The following is a 20,621-nucleotide window of genomic DNA, read 5'->3' as shown; positions in this document are numbered from 1 at the left end:
ATTCTTCCCGCAGGATTTCGCCGGAATGAATCGGCGGAAGCTTCCGTGCCATCTGCGAACTCCTCTGCGTTGGTCGCGACCCGGTGAGCGCCTGTTTCCCCTGAGCTCGAATTTTATACCTCATTTTATAACTTATGACGCATGTTAGAAAACGAGAAATCTACACGTCAACGAGGGCGCGACATGGACCCGGAAGCAAAACACGTTGGGCAAATTCTAGCGGAATATGCATCGAGGGGCTCGAAAACGACATATCCGATTCTTGCAGATCGCATTGGTTGGTACAACAAAACTGGCCAAGGTCTCGGAACGCCGCTTACGAAGGTTCTCGAGTTCTGCAGAGCGCGTAAACTTCCGATACTGACCTCTATAGTGTGCGCAACCGGCACCGATTCTCCATCCGAGAGAGGTCTGAACGCGATCAGAGAAGTGGTCGGTGAATTTGATCTTCGCGCCGAGCAAAAGAAAGCGCAACGTTTTGATTGGTCAACAGTCGAAGAATTCGATCTCCCGCGGAGACGGCGAGCCGAAATTGACTTCAAGCGAATGTTTGCCACGAGAGGCTATGGCTTTGATCCTGATCGATGGGGGATGCTGGGCTTCGGGAGAGAAGGAAGCCGGGATCGCGTTCTGAAGCTAATGGACGGTGAACCAATATTCGTCGTCCAATTTTGCAGTCCTAATCAGCAGGAAAACGATGCTGGCGCTCTGGCCATGCTTCCAGAGAATTTAGGACGCGTCCTTGGTTTGATGCGCGTGCTCCCAAATCCGGTTCTATCCGAAACTCACGTTGAGCCAGAATTCCGCAAGCTATCGATATCAAAATGGGGCAAGGACAAATGGCCTTTCGGTCTTGAGGTTGATCGCGCCTGGACTTTTCCCTCCAAGCCGTTCACGAGAGATATGCTTCCTACAACTTCCAAGGTTGGATGGGACGCCACCAACTCCGTCGTCAAGCTGCAGCTGACTGAGGTCGCAGCTTTAACGCAATATCCGTTGGAAGAGGCCTCGGTCTATGGTCGTTCCCAAAAAATCGTCAAACAATTTGAGCAAGACCCCGCTACATTCACGTATCTCGCTATTTGCGATAATAGGGGTCCTCTTGTCCATACGTCAGCGCCGCCCGACACGTGTTTGGTGAAAATTGGGATAACCAACGATCGCGAGCGACGCGTGTTGGAGCTTTCCGGGAACCATATTGCGGCAATTTTTGCGATGCAGTTTAAGCTGGTTGCCTCTCAGGGATGGCCCGATCAAACGGAAGCGCTGCGTATTGAATCTGTGGCCCACAGTTGGGCGCATCAAAATACCACGCACGCGTCCGGCGAATATTTTTTTATGACGCGTCAGCAGATCGCTAAGGCCGCAAACCTGGTCCTACTGGGCAGGCCTTGATCGCCTGAAGGCGCCTCTAAATCGGCCGGCGATGAAGACCTCTTGTCATCGAAGCCGCGAAGCAGTCGAAATCTGCTGTCAATCCCCTCCCACAAAAATATTCCACTTTACCGAAATTCGGAAATATCGTATGTGTTGCCCATCCCAGCCCACAAAAGGGGCGGTCGTACGTCGTCACGAACGCGGGTTGGGAGTTGCGGTGGACGCGGGCGGCGTTAAAGGCGGGTGAGTAACGTGCAGGGCGAGATGAACCTCGTGAGCATGGCACGAACCGCATCGACGGACGGCGCTCAAACCTCGCGAAGCCTCTGGCGAAGCAGGCATGTCCTGCGAAGCCTTGGGCGAAGCAGGAAGCTCGCGTACGGCGAAACCGTGTGGTCCTGGCCGTCGTTGCTACGGTCAAGCCTTTGCGAAGGCGTCAGCGCGTCAACCGGCGCGGTGCCGTGCATTTCGCGGAGGTGACGGAGGCAAGCAGGAACTCGTCTCCGGGGAGAGCGCGGCATAGGCCGTCAAACCATCGCGCAGGGAAGGCCTGGTCTCGGCTGCCCTGTGGCTCCCCTGTGCATTGCGTGTGCAATCAGTTCGCATGGGGGTTTTTATGGGTGCCAGCCGGCGCCCGGTCTTCCCTGCGCCCTTTCCTTTCGGAGGGGTGAAGCGAGAAGCATAACTCGGGCAAACCTGCCGCGAGACTGCGAGCGCGTGTCCGCGACCCGCATGTGAATTGACCTCTCTTTCGAGCCTTCCTTGCGAGCCTTGCTTGCGAGCATGATGCGTCGGCATCGGTGGAGGTGGTCGTCCCTCGCGGAATCTGCCTTGATGCGAATTCAGCGTGAGGGAGCGACGACATGAGCGGCTTGGTGATCTCTGGCGGCCGGGTGGTGGATCCCGCCAGCGGAATGGACGCCATCGGGGATGTGGCGGTAGTGGACGGCAAGGTCGCCGCGGTCGGAACGGGGCTCGGCAGCTCCGAGCGGGTGATCGACGCGACCGGGCTCGTGGTCGCGCCCGGCTTCATCGACCTGCACGCGCATGGCCAGTCGCTCCCCGCCGATCGCATGCAGGCGTTCGACGGCGTCACGACGACGCTCGATCTCGAAGCCGGCGTGCTGCCGGTCGGGTCCTGGTATGAGCGCCAGGCGCGGAAGGGACGCGTGCTGAACTACGGCGCCGCGACCAACTGGGCTTTCGCGCGCATCGGCGCGATGACGGGCTCCAATGCGGAGAGCTCGCTGGAGGCGTTCGGCAATGCCATGCGCGATCGCCGCTGGATGGACAACGTGGCGAGCGATGCCGAGGTCGCCGGCATTCTGGAGCGCCTTTCGCGCGGCCTGAACGAGGGCGGCATCGGCATCGGCATCTTGAATGCCTATGCCCCGGGCGCCGGGGTGCAGGAGCTGACCGCGGTGTGCCAGCTCGCTGCCGCGCAGGACGTGCCGACCTTCACGCATGTCGCCTACATGTCGCGGGTCGACCCCGAGAGCGCGGCGGAGGCCTATATCCGCCTGATCGGCTATGCCGGCGCCACCGGCGCGCACATGCACATCTGCCATTTCAACTCGTCGAGCAAGACCGACGTCGAGCGCTGCCGCGTGCTGATCGCGAAAGCGCAGGCCCAGGGCCTGCCGATTACGGTCGAGGCCTATCCCTACGGCACCGGCTCGACCGTGCTGGCGGCGGCGTTCTTCAGCGACCCCGAATTCGTCGAGCGCAACGGCACCGGTTACGATTCCGTGCAGCGGGTCACCGACGGCCATCGCTTCAGCGATCGCGAGGAGCTCCTGAAGGCGCAGGCGGAAGAGCCGTCCTCGCTGGTGCTGTGGCACATTCTCGACACCGAGAACAATGCGCATCACCGCGACCTCCTCGACATGTCGGTGCTCTATCCCGGCGGCGCCATCGCCTCCGACGCGATGCCGTGGACGACGTCGGACGGCAAGACCTACACCGGCGATGCCTGGCCGCTGCCGGACGACGCCACCTCGCATCCGCGCTCGGCGGGCTGCTTCACCAAATTCATCCGCGAATGGGTGCGCGAGCGCAAGACCGTGTCGCTGCTCGAAGGCGTGCGCAAATGCGCGCTGATCCCGGCGGAGATCCTGTCGCAGAGCACGCCCGCGATGCGCGTCAAGGGCAGGCTCGCGAAGGATGCCGATGCCGACATCGTCGTGTTCGACTACGAGAAGCTCTCGGACCGCGCGACCTTCACGGCGATGAACCGCCCCTCCGAAGGCGTGCGGCATCTCGTGGTCAGCGGCCAACCGCTGATCACAGATGGTGTGCTGGACGTGGCGGCGCGGCCTGGCCGTCCCGTGCGCCGCCCCGTCGTTGGGGGCTGAGACATGCCGGTCCCCATTCTCCTGGTGACGGGCTTTCTGGGGGCCGGCAAGACCACTGTCGTCAACCATCTGCTGGCGCATGCGGAGGGGCGGCGGATCGCCGCTGTGGTCAATGATTTCGGCGCGATCAACATCGATGCCGAGCTGATCGCGGGCGTGAGCGACGGCGTGGTCAGCCTCGCCAACGGCTGCATCTGCTGCTCGCTCGAAGGCGACCTCTTGCGCACGCTTGCGACGCTGCTGCGGCGAAATCCCAAGCCGGAGTACATCGTCATCGAGACCAGCGGCGTCGCCGATCCCGCCGAGATCGTCCGTAACCTGATGGATCCCGTGATCCTGCGCGAGGCGCCGCTGGAAACCGTGCTCTGCGTGATGGACGCGGCGACACCGCCGGCTGCCCTGGACAATGCGCTGCACCGTTCGCAATTGCGCGTCGCCGACATCGTGGCTCTGAGCAAGCTGGATCTGGCGGACGAGGGCGCGGGCTCCCGGATGCGCGAGGCCATCCGCGCGCAGCGCGTTCCTGCCGTGGTGGTCGATGCGCAGCACGGCGAGATTCCGTCCGCGCTGCTGTTTCCCGCAACCGTCGATCGCGCCCCCGCGCTACGCGAGCCCGGACCGAAACGTCCGACAGAGCAACGCTTCGAGACGCTCAGCTGGACGTCGGACCAGCCGATCTCGCTGCCGCGCCTGCAGCAGGCGATCGGTCGGCTCGCGCCAAAACTCGCGCGGGCAAAAGGCCTGTTCGAGACCGTCGAGCAGCCCGGGCGCCGGATGGTGTTTCAGTTCGCCGCCGGCCGCGCCACGCTGGTCCCCGCAGATGGCGATGCGCCGACGTCGGGCGCGCCGCGTGCGCGGATCGTCTTCATCGCCGAGCTCGGGGTGCTCTCGAAGGCCGAGCTCGATGGGATCATGGAGACGTGCGTTGTGGATCGGTGAAGCTGCCGCCTCAAGCGAATTGCGCGACGCCGTGGCCGACGGACCAGTTCTCCGCGGGCGCGTCGAGCACGTTCACGAACACGTCCTCGGGGCGGATGCCCGGGTTTTCGCCGAGCAGGTCCGCGATCCGCCGGTACAGGGCCTTCTTCTGCTCAGGGGTGCGCGAGGCGAACACGGTGATTTGGATCAGCACGGCGTCGTCGCTGCGCTCGACGCCATAGGCGTTGCCGCAGCGGAAGTTCGCAGGCGAGAGCTCGCTGATGGTCATGAACTCGTCGCCGTCAGGGACGTTCAGCGCTTCGCGCATGGCACGGTAGAGGCCGTCGAGGATGGCCTTCCGATAGGCTTCCGGCTTTCCGGCGCGCATCGAGATGTGGAGGAGAGGCATCGCGAATTCCTCATTGACGAGAGGGCGCATCGGCACCAGTTTGTTCTTGACGCAACGTCAAGAAACAACATTTTTGACGGCGTGTCAAATATTCCCGGCAGGAGCAAACCTTGAGGCCGCGCGAGTTCGACCACGACGACGTCCTGCGGATCGCGTTCGACCAGTTCTGGCGCAAGGGCGTGCGCGGCACCTCGCTGTCCGACATCGCGCGGGATGCCGGTGTCCAGCGCGGCAGCCTCTACAATGCTTTCGGCAGCAAGGAGGCGCTGTTCCTCCAGGCCTATGAGCGCTACGCGGGCGACTATCTTCTTGCGCTGCAAAAAGCGCTCGCTGCGGGCAGCTTGCGAAAACGCCTCACCGCGTTCTTCGATCTGACCATCACAAACTTCCGCTCCGGCACACCGCCGCGCGGATGTCCGACGACGCGCGGCTTGATGGAGCTCGGCGCGGCCGAAGGCGAGGGGCTGGACGAGGAGGCGCGGCAAGCCTTCGCGAACCTCATCTCGCGCATTACCGTTCTGGTTCAGGAGGCGTTGTCGGCGGGTGCGGCGCGCGGTGAATTCAACGGCAGCCCCGCGTCCGCAGCGCTGCACATCATCACGGTGACGCGCGGGCTCGCGGTGCTCGAACGTGCCTTCGGCGACGAGCCTCAGCTGCGCAAGATCGCCGCCCACACCATCGATCTCGTGCTCGGCAAGAAGGGCGACTAGGTGTCAGCAGACCGCGAGCGCGTTGACCGCCCGCGTCGTCACGGTCTCGTTCTCGTTGCCGACGAACTGGCAGACGGCGGATTCGAGCTCACCCGCCTGGCTGCCGCGCGCCACCGCCAGCAGCCGCATCAATTCCGCCTCGTCCTTCGAAAGGCGCCGGCACGACGGCGGCATGAAGCACAATTGGCAGGGCCGGCCGCTGCGCAGGATTCTGACCAGCGCGGCAACGCGTGCGACCAGCAGCGGGCTGTCGGCGATGCCAGGCGCCTCGTCGGCAAAGCGATAGGCCGCCTCCCAGCAATCGGACGCGCCGGTCGCATAGGCGGCAGCGATGAACCGGAACAGCGAGAGCGTGACGCGGCCAAAATCATCGTAGCTCTCGACGTCAGGCAGCGTCACAAGCGCGGCCTGAAGCGGACAGAGCCGCGCCTGGCCGGCTTCCGTGACAGACACAGAGCCGCAATTATCCTGCATCATGCGCGATCCCGGTCAGTGCAACGTCGGGCTTCCGACCAGCCAGCTCTTCATCGCCATCGTTCGGTCATGGTCGAAAGACGGAACGTGTCGGTCGGGCAGGATGAGACCGGCCATGCGGAAGATCGTTGCAAGCCCCCGCACAGGTGCGAGGGCCCAATCGGCGCCGACCGGTGGCAGCCAGCATTCGAACTGTTCGCGCGCGATATCGTCGCGCTCTTTCTGCGCCGCGGCGATCGCCCGCAACATGCCGTGCTCGCTGTCGGACATGCGTGGACAGGTCGGGCAGTGCACCGCGATGGCCGTGTGCGCCGTGCACGCAAAGATCTCGACGATGGATTCCAGCGAGGGTACGGCGTCGCCCACGCGAAAATGGTCGTACACTTGCTGAATGTCGGCCGCGGTCGGAACGGCGCTTCCGCTGCGTGCCTTGGCCCGAAATCCCCAAATGAAGAGCCGCTCCGCCGCGCTCAGCGACGGAAGGTCGAGGGATCCTGTCGATGTCGATTGATGCATTGAGCCTCCGGCCTCTGGCTGCGTCCACGCTCCGGCTGGCGCCGATGATCTGTCCCGATCGTTCCGTCAGCGCCCCCTGCAAGTCAACGCTCGGAGGGGCGATGTCGAGGGCTTCTAGTTTTGAAGAGTTCGCATTTCGGATGCAGCCGGCGTCGTGAACCTGCGAGGCCGTGCGCGGCACGCCGGTAGGATCCTACGGAGATCTGCGGAGTTTTTGGGGGAACCCGAATGCTTAAAGCTTTGCTAAGGGGCGCGGGATAAACTGGCATATCAGCCCTTCCAATTCTTGCGAGCTCCAATGTTTTTCTCCCGCATCAGTTTCAAGCTGGTCCTGATTGTCGGCATCAGCCTCCTCGGCATGATCGCGCTGGCGCCGATCGCGCTGTCGACCCTGCGCACGCAGATGATCGCGGACCGTGAGGCCAAGACGCAGCACATGGTCGACGTCGGCTACGGCATCCTGGCGCACTACCAGAAGCTCGAGAGCGAGGGAAAACTCCCGCGCGAGCAGGCCCAGGCCGGCGCGATCGCGGAGATCAAGAGCCTGCGTTACGACAAGGTCGAGTATTTCTGGCTGAACGACATGACCCCCAAGATGGTCATGCACCCGATCAAGCCCGAGCTCGATGGCAAGGATCTCGCCGGGATGAAGGATCCGTCCGGCAACGCGCTGTTCGTCGGCTTCGTCGACGTCGTCAAGAAGCAGGGCGCGGGCTTCTACAGCTACCTCTGGCCGAAGCCCGGCTTCGACCAGCCGGTCGGGAAAATCTCCTATGTGAAGGGCTTTGCGCCCTGGGGCTGGATCATCGGCACCGGTATCTATCTCGACGACGTCGATGCCGTCTTCCGACAGAATGCGATGACCTTCGCCCTGGTGTGCCTGGTCGTGTTCGTGCTCGTGCTCGGCGCTTCCTTCGTGATCGGCCGCAGCGTGACCCGGCCGCTGGCGAAGATCACCGCGCTCACCGAGCGCCTCGCCGCCGGCGACAGCGCGTTCGACGTGCCCCATACCGACCGTCGCGACGAGATCGGCGGGCTCGCCAAGGCGCTCGCCGTGTTCAAGGACAATGCGTCGGCGGTCGGCCGGATGCACGCCGAACAGCAGGAGACGAAGCAGAAGGCCGACGAGGAGAAGCGCAAGACGATGACCGACCTCGCCGGCAAGTTCGAGGCCAACGTTCAAGCCGTCGTCCGCGACGTCTTCAACGAGGCGCGCGCGATGCAGCAGGCCGCGCAGGGTATGTCCGCGACCGCCGACAAGGCGACCGACCGTGCGAGCTTCGTCGCCACCGCCTGCCAGCAGGCCTCGAGCAACGTGCAGACGGTGGCCTCCGCCGCCGCGCAGCTGTCGTCCTCGATCACCGAGATCAGCCAGCGCGTGGCGCAGGCTGCAAGCGTGGCCGACAAGGCCGCCGCCGACGGTCAACGCACCAACGACACCGTGCAGGGGCTGGCGGCGGCCGCGCACAAGATCGGCGAGGTCATCGACCTCATCAACCAGATCGCCTCGCAGACCAATCTGCTCGCGCTCAACGCCACCATCGAGGCGGCGCGCGCCGGCGAGGCCGGCAAGGGCTTTGCCGTGGTGGCAAGCGAAGTGAAGTCGCTGGCAAGCCAGACCGCGAAGGCGACCGACGAGATCGGCGCGCAGATCACCGCGATCCAGGCCGAGACCAACCAGGTCGTCGGCAACATCGACAGCATTCGCAAGACCATCATGGAGGTCAACGAGATCTCCTCGTCGATCGCCGCAGCGGTGGAGGAACAGGGCGCCGCGACCGCGGCGATCGCCCACAGCGTGCGGGAGGCCGCCTCCGGCACCGACCAGGTCTCGCAGAACATCTCGGGCGTCACCGATGCCACGGCGGAGACCGGCCAGGCCGCCGGCCTCGTGCTGCAATCGAGCGGCCGGCTGTCGCAGAAGCTGCAATCGCTGGAAAACGAGGTCAGCGCTTTCGTTGCGGGGGTGCGGGCGGCCTAGTATAGCAGGGGGATGGGCCAAACTTCCGATCGGCGCGCGCGCATTCTCCTGATCAATCCGAACAGTTCCGTGGCGACCACTGCGATGATGGTCGCCATCGCGAGGTCGGCTGCCGGGAACGGCTTCGACATCGACGGCGCGACCGCAACCCGCGCGCCGCAAATGATCGTGAAGCCGGATGCGCTGGATGCGGCCTCCACCGAAGTTCTGGAGATCGCGCAGTCGAACCGGCATGCCTGCGACGGTATCATCGTCGCGGCGTTCGGCGATCCCGGATTGACCGGGATAAAGGCCGCGCTAAAACTGCCCGCGGTCGGCATCGGCGAGTCCGCGATGCTGGCAGCCGCCGAGAACGGCCGCCGCTTCGGCGTGGCGACCACCACGCCGCTGTTGGAGGCGAAGATCGACGCCTTGCCGGACGCGCTGGGGTTGCGATCGCGTTACACCGGCGCGCGCTTCGCGCAGGGCGATCCGCAAGACCTGATGGGCGATCCGGCGCGATTGCGCGCAGCGCTCGCCGGCGCGGTCGAGGCCTGCATCGCGCAGGATGGCGCGGAGGCGGTCATCGTCGGTGGCGGGCCGCTGGGCGACGTCGCGCGCGAGCTTCAGCCGATGTTCACCGTGCCGGTGATCGCGCCGATCCCGTCTGCCGTGGCGCGGATTATTCGCCTCATCACGGCGTGCGCGCCCGACTGAAATTCCGGCCCGCGGGAACGGTCGTCGCCACTAGCGTTCTTGCCCTTGACGACCTCGGTTAAAGTGACGAAGCAGAACCATCGGACCTGCCGACCCGCGTTTGGGCACGCGGGCATGGAGACGCTGCATGTCGTTCAAGAAGCTCCTGATCGCCAATCGCGGCGAGATCGCCATCCGCATCGCGCGTGCGGCGGCGGACGCGGGGATCGCGACGGTCGCGATCCATCCCGCGGACGATGCGCTGTCGCTGCATGTGCGGGTTGCCGACGAGGCGGTCGAAATTCCCGGGCGCGGCGCGCGGGCCTATCTCGACATCGAGGCCGTGGTGAAGGCGGCGAAGAGCGCAGGCTGCGACGCCATGCATCCCGGCTACGGCTTCCTCAGCGAGAACGCTGCGTTTGCGAAGGCCTGCGCCGATGCAGGCATCGCCTTTGTCGGGCCGAAGCCGGCGGCGCTCGAACTGTTCGGCGACAAGGTGGCGGCACGTCAGCTGGCAAAGCGCTGCGGCGTGCCGATCATCGCCGGCACCAGCGGGCCGTCCTCGCTGGAGGACATCACGGCGTTCTTCACCTCGCTCGGCAGCAACGCGGCGATCGTGATCAAGGCGATGGCCGGCGGCGGCGGCCGCGGCATGCGCGTGGTCGAGTGCGCTGCCGATCTCGCGGAGGCCTACGCGCGCTGCCAGTCCGAGGCAAAGGCCGCGTTCGGCTTCGACGGCGTCTATGCCGAGCGGTTGATCCGGCAGGCGCGCCATATCGAGGTGCAGATCATCGGCGACGGCCATGGCGCGATTTCTCATCTTTGGGAACGCGAATGCTCGATTCAGCGCCGGCACCAGAAGCTGATCGAGGTAGCGCCGAGCCCGTCGCTCAGCGACGGCTTGCGTGGCCGGATCATCGAAGCGGCCAAGCAACTCGCCGCGGCCGCGTCCTACGACAATCTCGGCACGTTCGAGTTCCTGGTTGACGGCACTGCCGAAGACAGTTTTGCCTTCATCGAGGCCAACCCGCGGCTTCAGGTCGAGCACACCGTGACGGAAGAGGTGCTCGGCCTCGATCTCGTCCGCGCCCAACTCGCGGTCGCTGGCGGTGCCTCGCTTGCCTCGCTCGGCCTGGCGCAAGCTTCGATCCCGAAACCGCGCGGCTACGCCATGCAGTTGCGCGTCAACATGGAGACGCTGGACGAGCTGGGGGCGACGCACCCGACCGGCGGCGTACTTGCCGTGTTCGAGCCGCCGTCAGGTCCCGGCGTCCGCGTCGACAGTTTTGGGTATGCCGGCTACAAGACCAGCGCCGCCTTCGACTCGCTGCTGGCAAAGGTCATCGTGCATACGCCCGGTGAAGCCTGGCACGAGGTCGTTGCCAAGGCTTCGCGTGCCTTGCGCGAGTTTCGGATCGACGGCGTCATCACCAACATCGCCTTCCTCCAGGCCGTGCTGGCGCATCCCGACTTCAGGGCCAACCGCATCGCGACAGACTTCATCGATCGCAATATCGCGAAGCTCGTGGAGGCCGCTGATGGCGCTGCAAAGCCGCTGTATTTTGCCGCGAGCGAGCGAAGCGTCGGCCAAGACACCGACGCACACGTCGCGCAGGTAGTTCCTGAAGGCGCCGTGATGGTCGCAGCGCCCTTGCAGGGAACCATCGTCACCATCCAGGTAAAGGAAGGCGAGGTCGTGCGCCCGGGCCAGCAGCTCGCCGTGATCGAGTCCATGAAAATGGAGCATCTCGTCATGGCCGAGCAGGGCGGACGCGTCATGAAGCTCGTCGCCGGCGACAGTGTCACGCTGATGCATGGCGAGCCGATCATGTATCTGGAGCCGCTCGACGTTGCGGCGGACGCGTCGGCAACGGAAACCGATGTCGATCTCGACCACATCCGTCCCGATCTCGCCGAACTGATCGCGCGCCAGGCCAACACGCTCGACGAAAATCGCCCGGCCTCGGTCGAGCGCCGCCGCAACACCAATCAGCGCACCGCACGGGAGAATGTCGCGCAGCTCATCGACGATGGCTCGTTCATGGAGTACGGCAGCCTTGCGATCGCGGCGCAGCGGCGCCGGCGCAAGCTCGACGATCTCGTCAAGAACACGCCGGCCGACGGCCTCGTCATGGGCGTCGCGACCGTTAACGCCGGGAAGTTCGGCCCCGAAGGCGGGCGCTGCATCGTCGTGGCCTATGACTACACCGTGCTCGCGGGCACGCAGGGCCACATGAATCACAAGAAGATCGACCGCATGCTGACGCTCGCGGAAGACTGGCGCGTGCCGCTGCTGTTCTATGCCGAAGGCGGCGGCGGGCGGCCCGGCGATACCGACCGGCTCGGCATGACCGGGCTCGATGGTCCGTCCTTCGTGCAGTTCGCGAGACTCTCGGGTCTCGTGCCGGTCATCGGCGTGGTCTCCGGCTATTGCTTCGCCGGCAATGCCGCGATGCTCGGCTGCTGCGATGTCATCATCGCGACCAAAAACGCCTCGATCGGGATGGGTGGCCCCGCGATGATCGAGGGCGGCGGGCTCGGCGTCTATCATCCGGCCGAGGTCGGTCCTGTTACGTTCCAGTCGCCGAACGGTGTCATCGACATCCTCGTCGAGGACGAGGAGGAGGCGACGCGTGTTGCGCAAAAATATCTGTCCTATTTCCAGGGCGCGGTGACGGAGTGGCAGGCCGCCGACCAGCGACTGTTGCGCCGCGCGATCCCTGAGAACCGCCTGCGCGTCTACGACATCCGCAGCGTGATCGACCTCGTCGCGGACAAGGAGTCCGTGCTGGAGCTGCGCCGCGACTACGGTGTCGGCATGATCACCGCGCTGATCCGCATCGAGGGCAAACCGTTCGGCCTGATCGCCAACAATCCGCGCCACCTCGGCGGTGCGATCGACGCCGATGCCGGCGACAAGGCAGCGCGCTTCCTCCAGCTCTGCGACGCCTTCGATCTGCCGATCGTCTCGCTGTGCGACACGCCCGGCTTCATGGTCGGCCCGGAAGCCGAGAAGACCGCGATCGTGCGTCACGTCTCGCGCATGTTCGTGACAGGCGCGAGCCTGACTGTGCCGCTGTTCGGCATCGTCCTGCGCAAGGGCTATGGGCTCGGGGCGCAGTCGATGATCGGCGGCGGCTTCCACGCCTCGTTCTTCACCGCGGCCTGGCCGACCGGCGAGTTCGGCGGCATGGGTCTGGAGGGTTACGTCCGGCTCGGCTTCCGCAAGGAAATGGAGGCGATCGCCGACCCCGTCGAGCGCGAGACTTATTATCGCAACAAGGTCGCCGAGCTCTATGCCAACGGCAAGGCGGTCTCGATCGCCTCCGTGTTCGAGATCGACAACGTCATCGATCCCGCCGAGACGCGGCGGTGGATCATGGCAGGCCTGCGCTCGGTGCCGAAGCCGCCGGCGCGGACTGGGAAGAAGCGGCCGTGCATCGATACGTGGTGAGGGCGCTGCAGCAATTCTGATTGCGCTTCGCCGCGTTTCCGGTTCCCGATTGACATCCCCGCCTGCGGTGCCAGACTTTGCACAATAATACAGGGTGGAGACGTCCGCGATGGCCAGCCTTTCGGCCTCGAACCATGTCGCCCGTGTCTTGTCCGTCGCCAATCACGTGGCCGACGTCGATGCCTCTTCGCGCATTGCCAATTCCTGGCGGCGCTGCCTGGTCAGCCACAAGCTCGATCCCGCCCGTCAGGGGCCGCCGCAGACGCTCACCGAAGCCGAGATCCGTCACGTCGCCGAACCCATGGAGGAGACGATCCGGCTCGCAACACCGGAACTCGACGACCTCGCCCGTGTGCTGCGCGATGCCGGCTATTGCGTCAATCTGGCAGACGTGAACGCAACCATGCTGTTCAGCCGCCTGCCCGGCGAGGCCGACGCACGACTATTCATGGACTGGAAGATCTACACCGGCTCGAATTTTTCCGAGGCTTGTGAGGGCACCAACGGGCTCGGCACCGCACTCGCCGAGCAGAAGCCGATCCTGGTGCATCGCGACGAGCATTTTCGCGCGCAGTGGCACATGTTCTCCTGCGCCGTGACGCCGCTGTTCGACCAGGCCGGACGGCTCGCAGGCGCCGTCAACATCACCTCCTGCCGCGAGGACCTCGAACGCACCGCGCATCAGCTTGCGCTGGCGGTGACGATGGAGGCGACGCGGCGCATGGAGGGGGCGATCTTCCGCGGTCATTTCCGCAACGCCTGGATCGCGACCGTCCCGGGCGACGGCGGCAGCGGCCTGCTCGCCTATGACGACGATCGCCGCATTGTCGGCGCCTGCCGTTCGGCGCGCGCACTGCTGGGTCTCACCGACGGCTTGATCGCAGCCGGCATCGATCTGTCGCGCTACGTCAAGTTCGACCATCCCGCCGCGCGCGACGCAGACGGCACCGTCGAGCTGCGCAGGGGCGATGGCAGTCCCTTGGGGCATGGCCATGTCGCGCCGCCGCTGCGACCACGGCCGTCCACGCAGCGTCGTGACGTTCCTGTGGACCGGTTCGACGCGCTGCACCGGCTCGCCGGTCGCGATCCCGGACTGATCAAGAGTGTAAAGCGGCTCAGAAGCATCGGCGATCACAATCTACCGGTGCTGCTGCATGGTGAGACCGGCGTCGGCAAGGATGTGTTCGCTCGTGCCATTCACGCAGCCGGCAATCGCGCACGCCACAACTATGTCGCGCTGAACTGCGCGGCGATGCCGGAAAGCCTGATCGATGCCGAGCTGTTCGGCTACGAGGCCGGCGCCTTCACCGGCGCACGCCGCGACGGCTCGAAGGGCCTGATCGTCCAGGCCGACGGCGGCACGCTGTTCCTCGATGAGATCGGCGACATGCCGATCGCGCTGCAGACGCGACTGCTGCGTGTGCTGGAGAACCGCGAAGTGTGGCCGCTCGGCGCGCTGAAGCCCGTACCGGTCGACATTCGCCTGATCAGCGCCACCCATCGCGATCTCGGCCGCATGGCCGAGGAGGGCGCCTTCCGCACCGACCTCTATTTCCGTCTGCGCGGCATGGAGGTGCGGCTGCCGGCCTTGCGCGAGCGCGCCGACCGCGACGACGTCATCCGCCAGATCGCGCGCGAGGAAGCGCCGAACTGCTCCCTCTCGGACGAGGCCTGGGCGCAGCTCGCGGCCTATCCCTATCCCGGCAACATGCGCCAGCTCCGCCACGTGCTGCGGCTCGCCGGCTGCACGGCGGAGGACGGCGTCATCACCGACGCCGACCTCGATCTGCCGCCGTTTGGTGGAAGGGCGGCGGAGCCGGGTCTCGGAGCGGCCGAACGCGCGACGATCGTCGAGGCTCTGCGCAAGCATGGCGGCCATGTGACCGAAGCGGCGCGCGCGCTGAAGCTGAGCCGTGCCACGCTGTATCGGAAGATCAAGCAGTTGAAGATCGAGACGGCGCAGTAGCCCTCAGCTGCGTGCGGCGCCACCTTCTCCCGCAAGGGGAGAAGGGAACGGTAGCGAACTCGCCGCCGCTGCCTTACGAAAAATCACTCCAGCTCAGATGCCGGGAATCGAGATCTCCGACTGTGACTGTCCCACGGATTTCGCGCGGTGCGTGGAAGCTGCTGCGCAGATATACCAGCGGCGCAGTCCCGTCGGAATACGACACGCCGCGCACCTCGCCGACGAAGATCGAATGCGTCGACGTCTCGAATTCCTGGGCCAGCACGCAGTCGAACGCGGCGACCGCATCGCTCAGCACCGGCGCGCCGGTCACCCCGCGCGTCCACTCCCCGAACGCAAAACGGTCGTCGCCATTGATGCCCTTCTGGCCACTGAAGGTCAGCGCCAGCGCCGCATGGTCCTCGTGCAGGAAGTTGATCGCGAACGCGCCTTCCTCGCGGATACGCGCGTGCGCACTGGCGTTGCGGTTGACGCAGACGATCAGGGATGGCGGATTGTCCGACAGCGAGCAGGCCGAGGTCACCGTCAGCCCCGTGCGCTTGCCGTGCTCGGCCCCCACCGTCACCAGCGCGACCGCGCCGGCGCACTGGCGCATCGCCTGCTTGAAATTCTTAGCGTCCACGCTCACGCGATGGTCTCCAGTAAGAACGGATGCGGCACGATCGCGCCGCATCCGCATCGGGTCAAGCCGCCTTCTTCGCGGAGCCGAGATGCTTCAGGCGCGGCATCACCTCGTTCCTCAGCAGCGACAGCGAGTGATGCCAGGCTTCAGCCTTGTGCTTGTAGTCGAAGCCGAACACCAGCAGCACGCCGAAGCCGCCGACTTCCTCGTAGATCTTCTCGATTTTCTCGGCGACGGTCGCGGGCGAGCCGACGATCCAGTTCCGCTTGGCGCAATATTCGACGGTGACGTCGCTATCGGGCACGTCGGGCGCGTGCTTCAGATAGTCCTTGAAGCCGAAATGCCCGAGCAGCGGCAGGAAGTACTCGCCCATCATCCGCCCCATCATGTCGCCGGTCGAGAGCTTCCACGCCTCCTCGTCGGTATCGGCGACGAACACCTCGCGCACCAGCCGCCAATCCGCGCGATCCGGCTTGCGCCCGGTCTTGGCGGCACCTGCTACGACCGAATCCCAATGACTGCCGACATAGGCCGGGTTCAGGTTGAGGCTCATCGGGATGAAGCCGCGCTCACCGGCGAGCTTCAGCGTGTCCGAGTTCTTCGACAGACCGGCGACGCCGATCGGCGGATGCGGCGTCTGCAACGGCTTGATGTGCGGCTTGAGGAAGTCGAACATCGTGTCCGGCTTGGTCACCGTCCAGAATTTACCCTTGTAGGTCCAGGGCGCGGGATCGCTCCACATCTTCAGAATGATCTCGAGCGCCTCGCGCGTCATGTCGCGGTTCTGTCCGCTCATGCCGTCGACGTTGAACATCGCCCAGTCGCTCGGCAGGCCGCTGGCTGCGACGCCGAAATTGAGTCGCCCCCCGGAGAGATGATCGAGCATGGCGACGCGGTTGGCGAGCTCGGCCGGGTGGTGATAGGGCAGCAGGAAGCCGCCCGGTCCGATGCGAATATTCTTGGTCTGCATCAGGGCCTGTGCAATCAGCAGATCCGGCGTGGGATTGGGTTCCCACGGAGCGGTATGGTGCTCGCCGACCCAGGCCTCCTGATAGCCGAGCTCGTCGAGCCAGCGCATGACCTGCAGGTCCCAGTCGTTCCCTTCCTTCAGGCCGCACTCCGGCGGGTGCGAAGGCATCGTGAAATAGCCGATCTCCATGGGTTTCCTCTCCACAATTGACGCGTCTTGTTGCGCGGTTCACGGATGTGAGCAGGGTTGCTTGAGCAAGCGGTGTGCCACCGCTCCGCAAGCGGTGTGCCAGCACTACAGCGTCTCAGACCCGCGAGAAAACGCTGGTTTGCGGCGGCAATAGCCGATATCCCGGGGCGAATTTGCCTGATGTCGTCTCATTGTCGCGAGACGGCGTCTTGCCGGTGAGACGAGGACGAGAACCGAGATGACCGAACCCGCTTACGTCGCGGTGGACTGGGGCACCAGCAGCTTCCGGCTCTGGTTGATCGATCGTACCGGCGTGGTGCTGGCCGAACGCCGCAGCGATGAGGGCATGCTGGCGGCGGCAAAGACCGGTTTCGCGGTCGTGCTGCAATCGCATCTTGCCGCCGTCGAAGCACCAGCTCAACTGCCGGTTCTGGTCTGCGGCATGGCCGGCGCCAAGACGGGCTGGGTCGAGGCCGGCTATGTCGACACGCCGGCACCACTCTCCGCCGTTCTGAAGCAGGCCGCGCGCGTGCCGGGCGAAGCACGCGACATCCGCATCCTGCCGGGTATCGCGCAGCGCGATCCAAGAGCGCCGGACGTGATGCGCGGCGAGGAGACGCAATTGCTCGGCGCGCTCGGGCTCGATGCCGCCGGCGAAGCGCTGGTCTGCATGCCCGGCACGCATTCGAAATGGGTGCGCCTGAAGGACGGCACCGTCGCGCGTTTCTCCACCTTCATGACCGGCGAGCTCTTCAGCGTCGTCTCGCGCGAGACGATTTTGTCGCTTGCGGTTGCCGGGGCCGATGACGCCGAGGATGTCGCGAGCTTCCAGGCAGCGGTGAAGTCTGCGTATGAAGCGCCGGCCTTTGCAGCCAACCTTCTGTTCACCGCGCGGTCGCGGCAGTTGCTGTTCGGCGGCACGCCAGCTGCCGCGCGCGAAACGCTGTCGGGCACCTTGATCGGCATCGAGCTGGCCGCGGGGCTGTCTGGCGCCGTGCCGAAAGCAGGCATTGCCTTGATTGCCTCGGGGCGGCTCGCGACGCTGTACCGGCTGGCTTTCGGCGCGCTGTCGGTCACTGTGAACCCGGTCGATGCCGATGAAGCGGTCCGCCGCGGTCTGTCGATGGCGGCTGCCGCGATCTGGATGAAATGAGAGGACTGTCGAGATGAGCGTTCCCTTTCCGGCGATGAAGCGGCCACTGGTCGCGATCCTGCGCGGCGTGAAGCCCGAGGAGACGCAGGCCATCGTCGGCGTGCTGATCGAAGCCGGCATGACTGCGATCGAGATCCCGCTGAACTCGCCGGACCCGTTCCGCTCCATCGCAACGGCCGTGAAACAGGCGCCGGCGGGCGTGCTGATCGGCGCCGGCACGGTGCTGACCACCGCAGATGTCGATCGTCTCAACGATGTCGGCGGCAAGTTGATGGTCTCGCCGAATGTGGATACACAGGTGCTTACGCGTGCACATCAGTACGCCATGGTGACGTTGCCGGGCGTGTTCTCGCCGACCGAGGCGCTGCATGCCGCGCGCTCCGGCGCCTCGGGCCTGAAATTCTTTCCGGCCAGCGTGCTCGGTGCATCCGGCATCGCCGCGATTCGCGCCGTGCTGCCGGCCGGCGTGATGATCGCCGCCGTCGGCGGCGTCTCCGACCAGAATTTTGCGGAATATATCAACGGTGGCGTGACGGCGTTCGGGCTCGGCTCCAGCCTCTACAAGCCCGGCATGTCGGCGGCTGATGTCGCCGCGCGCGCAAAGTTGACGATTGCGGCCTACGATCGGGCGATTGCGAAAGACTGAGCCCGCAATAAACCAGCCGTGATGCGGTCACGGTCGCGCGTTATCCTATCTTGCCGAAGAAGCGAGATCAGGAGACCGACATGGCGATCAACAACGTGGCCGATCTGTTCGTGGCAACGCTCGAACAGGCCGGCGTCAAGCGCATCTACGGCATCGTCGGCGACAGCCTGAATGCGCTGACCGAAGCGCTGCGGCGGCGCGGCACGATCGAGTGGATCCATGTCCGGCACGAGGAGGTTGCGGCCTTCGCCGCAGCCGGGGAAGCGGAGATGACGGGGAGCCTTGCGGTGTGCGCGGGTTCGTGTGGCCCCGGCAATCTGCATCTCATCAACGGCCTGTTCGACGCACATCGCAGCCGCGTTCCCGTGCTGGCGATCGCCGCGCAGATTCCGACAGCCGAGATCGGCAGCGGCTATTTCCAGGAGACCCATCCGCAAAACCTGTTCCGCGAGTGCAGCCATTATTGCGAGCTGGTCTCCGATCCGAGCCAGCTGCCCTACATGCTGGAAAACGCCATCCGCGCGGCGGTGGGCATGCGCGGCGTTTCCGTCGTCGCCATGCCCGGCGACGTCGCCTTCCGTAGCCCACCCAAGCGCGCGCTGTCGACGGCGCGTGGCCTTGCGCTGTCGGCGCCGAAGGTCGTACCGCAGGCCGATGAGCTGAAGGCGCTCGCGGACCTCTTGAATGGCGCCGAACGCATCACCTTGTTCTGCGGTCGCGGCTGCGCCGGCGCGCATGTCCCGTTGATGCAGCTTGCGGAAGCTTTGAAGAGCCCGATCGTGCATGCGCTGGGCGGCAAGGAGCATGTCGAATACGACAATCCCTACGATGTCGGCATGACCGGCTTCATCGGCTTCTCCTCGGGCTATGCGGCCATGCACGCCTGCGACGCGCTCGTGATGCTCGGGACCGATTTTCCCTACAAGCAGTTCTTCCCGACCGACGCGAAGATCGCGCAGATCGACATCCGTCCGGAAAATCTCGGGCGCCGCTGCAGGCTCGATCTCGGCCTGGTCGGCGACGTCAAGCTCACCCTCGAGGCGCTGCTGCCGCTGCTGAAATCCAAGACGCAGCGCAAGCACCTCGACGATGCGATCGCGCATTACAAGAAGGCGCGCGAGGGCCTCGACTCGCTCGCGAAGGGCACGCCGGGCAGCAAACCAATCCATCCGCAATACCTGGCAAAGGTCATCAGCGACCATGCGAGCGATGATGCGGTGTTCACCGCCGATGTCGGCACGCCGACGGTGTGGGCCGCGCGCTATCTCGAGATGAACGGCCGCCGCCGGCTGATCGGCTCGTTCGTGCACGGCTCGATGGCCAACGCCATGCCGCAGGCGATCGGCGCGCAGGCCGCGCAGCCCGGCCGCCAGGTGATCTCGCTCTCGGGCGACGGCGGCTTCACGATGCTGATGGGCGATCTGATCACGCTGACGCAGATGAAGCTACCGGTGAAGGTGGTCATCTTCAACAACGGTGTGCTCGGCTTCGTCGCACTGGAGATGAAGGCGGCCGGCTTCGTCGACACCAATGTCGATCTGGAGAATCCGGACTTCGCGGCGATGGCGCGCGCCATGGGCATCTTTGCGCGGCGCGTCGAGGATCCCGGCGAACTCTCGGGGGCGGTGAAGGAGATGCTGGCCCACAACGGGCCGGCGCTGCTCGACGTCGTCACCGCGAAGCAGGAGCTGTCGATGCCGCCGACCATCACGCCCGAGCAGATCAAAGGCTTCAGCCTCTGGGTCTTGCGCGCGGTGATGAATGGCCGCGGCGACGAGGTCGTCGATCTCGCCAAGACCAATTTGCTGCCGCGCTAGCCGCGCTTGACCGACGGCACGGGCAGCCGCTCATGCCGGCGCTGGAAGCGTTGCCAGTGCAGCACGATGCCGATTAGCAGTGCCGGCACGAAGCCGAGCGCGATCAGGAAATGCGGCAGCTGCGCCGGTGAGATGAACGCAATGCCGATGTCGGAGATCAGCCAGAGCGCTGCGAACATCACCGCGAAATCCAGGCGCGGGCAGCGCAGATAGTAGAACACGGCGGTGATGACGATGGCGGGTCCGATGGCAATGCCAATCATCACCGCGGTCAGCTCCTTCGGCGTCAGCGCGTCGAGCACCATCGCCGCCAGCAGCCAGAGCGCGGCGAACATGGCGATGATGTCGAGCGGATGCCGCAACCCAATACCTCTCGCGGGAACGCGCTAT

Annotated in this window: 17 protein-coding genes; 11 read left to right on the top strand and 6 right to left on the bottom strand. The window is 65.1% G+C overall.

The genetic code is table 11. The features are described from left to right. Window positions 1–183 precede the first annotated feature (183 nt). The 3 genes from AC0L2F_RS00305 to AC0L2F_RS00295 all read left to right on the top strand — a co-directional run bounded on the left by AC0L2F_RS00305 (window position 184) and on the right by AC0L2F_RS00295 (window position 4,670). The gene (locus AC0L2F_RS00305; protein WP_473247122.1) at window positions 184–1,395 is read left to right on the top strand and encodes a hypothetical protein; all 1,212 of its coding nucleotides are present in this window, start codon (window positions 184–186) and stop codon (window positions 1,393–1,395) included. Between the two features lie 845 nt (window positions 1,396–2,240). Beyond that, the gene (locus tag AC0L2F_RS00300) at window positions 2,241–3,731 is read left to right on the top strand and encodes an amidohydrolase family protein (RefSeq protein ID WP_473247121.1); all 1,491 of its coding nucleotides are present in this window, start codon (window positions 2,241–2,243) and stop codon (window positions 3,729–3,731) included. 3 nt (window positions 3,732–3,734) lie between these two features. Then, window positions 3,735–4,670 (top strand): CobW family GTP-binding protein, encoded by a 936-nt coding sequence (locus AC0L2F_RS00295; protein ID WP_473247120.1) that lies wholly within the window; start codon window positions 3,735–3,737, stop codon window positions 4,668–4,670. A 10-nt stretch (window positions 4,671–4,680) separates the two neighbouring features. Here AC0L2F_RS00295 and AC0L2F_RS00290 read toward each other — a convergent pair whose 3' ends face one another. After that, window positions 4,681–5,058, bottom strand: coding sequence for a tautomerase family protein (locus AC0L2F_RS00290; RefSeq protein ID WP_473247119.1), 378 nt, complete (start codon window positions 5,056–5,058; stop codon window positions 4,681–4,683). A 110-nt stretch (window positions 5,059–5,168) separates the two neighbouring features. Between AC0L2F_RS00290 and AC0L2F_RS00285 the strand changes: the two genes are divergently transcribed. Next, complete coding sequence (locus tag AC0L2F_RS00285) at window positions 5,169–5,768, top strand: TetR/AcrR family transcriptional regulator (protein WP_473247118.1); 600 nt, start codon at window positions 5,169–5,171, stop codon at window positions 5,766–5,768. A gap of 3 nt (window positions 5,769–5,771) precedes the next feature. Here AC0L2F_RS00285 and AC0L2F_RS00280 read toward each other — a convergent pair whose 3' ends face one another. Both AC0L2F_RS00280 and AC0L2F_RS00275 read right to left on the bottom strand, forming a co-directional pair. After that, window positions 5,772–6,245, bottom strand: a complete 474-nt coding sequence (locus tag AC0L2F_RS00280) for a hypothetical protein (RefSeq protein WP_473247117.1) — start codon at window positions 6,243–6,245, stop codon at window positions 5,772–5,774. A 12-nt stretch (window positions 6,246–6,257) separates the two neighbouring features. Beyond that, window positions 6,258–6,758, bottom strand: coding sequence for a hypothetical protein (locus AC0L2F_RS00275; RefSeq protein ID WP_007614603.1), 501 nt, complete (start codon window positions 6,756–6,758; stop codon window positions 6,258–6,260). A 298-nt stretch (window positions 6,759–7,056) separates the two neighbouring features. Here AC0L2F_RS00275 and AC0L2F_RS00270 point away from each other — a divergent pair, with 298 nt between their 5' ends. The 4 genes from AC0L2F_RS00270 (at window position 7,057) to AC0L2F_RS00255 (ending at window position 14,834) form a co-directional block, all read left to right on the top strand. After that, complete coding sequence (locus tag AC0L2F_RS00270) at window positions 7,057–8,739, top strand: methyl-accepting chemotaxis protein (protein ID WP_473247116.1); 1,683 nt, start codon at window positions 7,057–7,059, stop codon at window positions 8,737–8,739. Window positions 8,740–8,751: 12 nt separating this feature from the next. Beyond that, window positions 8,752–9,435, top strand: a complete 684-nt coding sequence (locus tag AC0L2F_RS00265; protein WP_473247115.1) for an aspartate/glutamate racemase family protein — start codon at window positions 8,752–8,754, stop codon at window positions 9,433–9,435. Window positions 9,436–9,562: 127 nt separating this feature from the next. After that, window positions 9,563–12,868: an acetyl-CoA carboxylase family protein gene (locus AC0L2F_RS00260; RefSeq protein WP_473247114.1), complete on the top strand. Its 3,306-nt coding sequence runs from the start codon at window positions 9,563–9,565 to the stop codon at window positions 12,866–12,868. A 109-nt stretch (window positions 12,869–12,977) separates the two neighbouring features. Further along, a complete protein-coding gene (locus AC0L2F_RS00255; protein ID WP_473247113.1) occupies window positions 12,978–14,834 on the top strand; it encodes a sigma-54-dependent Fis family transcriptional regulator in 1,857 nt (618 codons plus the stop codon). Window positions 14,835–14,907: 73 nt separating this feature from the next. On the opposite strand, the gene AC0L2F_RS00250 is transcribed toward AC0L2F_RS00255, so the two are convergent. Together AC0L2F_RS00250 and AC0L2F_RS00245 are read right to left on the bottom strand one after the other, a co-directional pair. Then, entirely contained in the window at window positions 14,908–15,462 is a 555-nt protein-coding gene (locus AC0L2F_RS00250) for a flavin reductase family protein (RefSeq protein WP_473247112.1), read from the bottom strand. Between the two features lie 55 nt (window positions 15,463–15,517). Then, window positions 15,518–16,615, bottom strand: a complete 1,098-nt coding sequence (locus tag AC0L2F_RS00245; RefSeq protein ID WP_473247111.1) for an LLM class flavin-dependent oxidoreductase — start codon at window positions 16,613–16,615, stop codon at window positions 15,518–15,520. A gap of 238 nt (window positions 16,616–16,853) precedes the next feature. Between AC0L2F_RS00245 and AC0L2F_RS00240 the strand changes: the two genes are divergently transcribed. The 3 genes from AC0L2F_RS00240 (at window position 16,854) to poxB (ending at window position 20,231) form a co-directional block, all read left to right on the top strand. Further along, window positions 16,854–17,768, top strand: a complete 915-nt coding sequence (locus AC0L2F_RS00240) for a 2-dehydro-3-deoxygalactonokinase (RefSeq protein ID WP_473247110.1) — start codon at window positions 16,854–16,856, stop codon at window positions 17,766–17,768. A gap of 13 nt (window positions 17,769–17,781) precedes the next feature. Next, the gene (locus AC0L2F_RS00235) at window positions 17,782–18,414 is read left to right on the top strand and encodes a 2-dehydro-3-deoxy-6-phosphogalactonate aldolase (RefSeq protein WP_007614589.1); all 633 of its coding nucleotides are present in this window, start codon (window positions 17,782–17,784) and stop codon (window positions 18,412–18,414) included. 80 nt (window positions 18,415–18,494) lie between these two features. Further along, window positions 18,495–20,231 carry a ubiquinone-dependent pyruvate dehydrogenase gene (gene poxB, locus AC0L2F_RS00230; protein ID WP_473247109.1) on the top strand — a complete coding sequence of 579 codons (1,737 nt, stop codon included), beginning with the start codon at window positions 18,495–18,497 and terminating at the stop codon, window positions 20,229–20,231. Here poxB and AC0L2F_RS00225 read toward each other — a convergent pair. Then, a complete protein-coding gene (locus AC0L2F_RS00225) occupies window positions 20,228–20,593 on the bottom strand; it encodes a hypothetical protein (protein ID WP_007614586.1) in 366 nt (121 codons plus the stop codon). The genes poxB and AC0L2F_RS00225 overlap by 4 nt on opposite strands. Between the last annotated feature and the right edge of the window lie 28 nt (window positions 20,594–20,621).

This window comes from Bradyrhizobium sp. Ken64 (assembly GCF_055807555.1).
This window is presented reverse-complemented; position numbering and strand designations above follow the sequence as displayed.

Bases quoted from the DNA above. Each gene is read 5' to 3' on its own strand.
- AC0L2F_RS00305 (WP_473247122.1), top strand. From the start codon at position 184: ATGGACCCGGAAGCAAAACACGTTGGGCAAATTCTAGCGGAATATGCA.
- AC0L2F_RS00300 (WP_473247121.1), top strand. From the start codon at position 2,241: ATGAGCGGCTTGGTGATCTCTGGCGGCCGGGTGGTGGATCCCGCCAGC.
- AC0L2F_RS00295 (WP_473247120.1), top strand. From the start codon at position 3,735: ATGCCGGTCCCCATTCTCCTGGTGACGGGCTTTCTGGGGGCCGGCAAG.
- AC0L2F_RS00290 (WP_473247119.1), bottom strand. From the start codon at position 5,058: ATGCCTCTCCTCCACATCTCGATGCGCGCCGGAAAGCCGGAAGCCTAT.
- AC0L2F_RS00280 (WP_473247117.1), bottom strand. From the start codon at position 6,245: ATGATGCAGGATAATTGCGGCTCTGTGTCTGTCACGGAAGCCGGCCAG.
- AC0L2F_RS00275 (WP_007614603.1), bottom strand. From the start codon at position 6,758: ATGCATCAATCGACATCGACAGGATCCCTCGACCTTCCGTCGCTGAGC.
- AC0L2F_RS00270 (WP_473247116.1), top strand. From the start codon at position 7,057: ATGTTTTTCTCCCGCATCAGTTTCAAGCTGGTCCTGATTGTCGGCATC.
- AC0L2F_RS00265 (WP_473247115.1), top strand. From the start codon at position 8,752: ATGGGCCAAACTTCCGATCGGCGCGCGCGCATTCTCCTGATCAATCCG.
- AC0L2F_RS00260 (WP_473247114.1), top strand. From the start codon at position 9,563: ATGTCGTTCAAGAAGCTCCTGATCGCCAATCGCGGCGAGATCGCCATC.
- AC0L2F_RS00255 (WP_473247113.1), top strand. From the start codon at position 12,978: ATGGCCAGCCTTTCGGCCTCGAACCATGTCGCCCGTGTCTTGTCCGTC.
- AC0L2F_RS00245 (WP_473247111.1), bottom strand. From the start codon at position 16,615: ATGGAGATCGGCTATTTCACGATGCCTTCGCACCCGCCGGAGTGCGGC.
- AC0L2F_RS00240 (WP_473247110.1), top strand. From the start codon at position 16,854: ATGACCGAACCCGCTTACGTCGCGGTGGACTGGGGCACCAGCAGCTTC.
- AC0L2F_RS00235 (WP_007614589.1), top strand. From the start codon at position 17,782: ATGAGCGTTCCCTTTCCGGCGATGAAGCGGCCACTGGTCGCGATCCTG.
- poxB (WP_473247109.1), top strand. From the start codon at position 18,495: ATGGCGATCAACAACGTGGCCGATCTGTTCGTGGCAACGCTCGAACAG.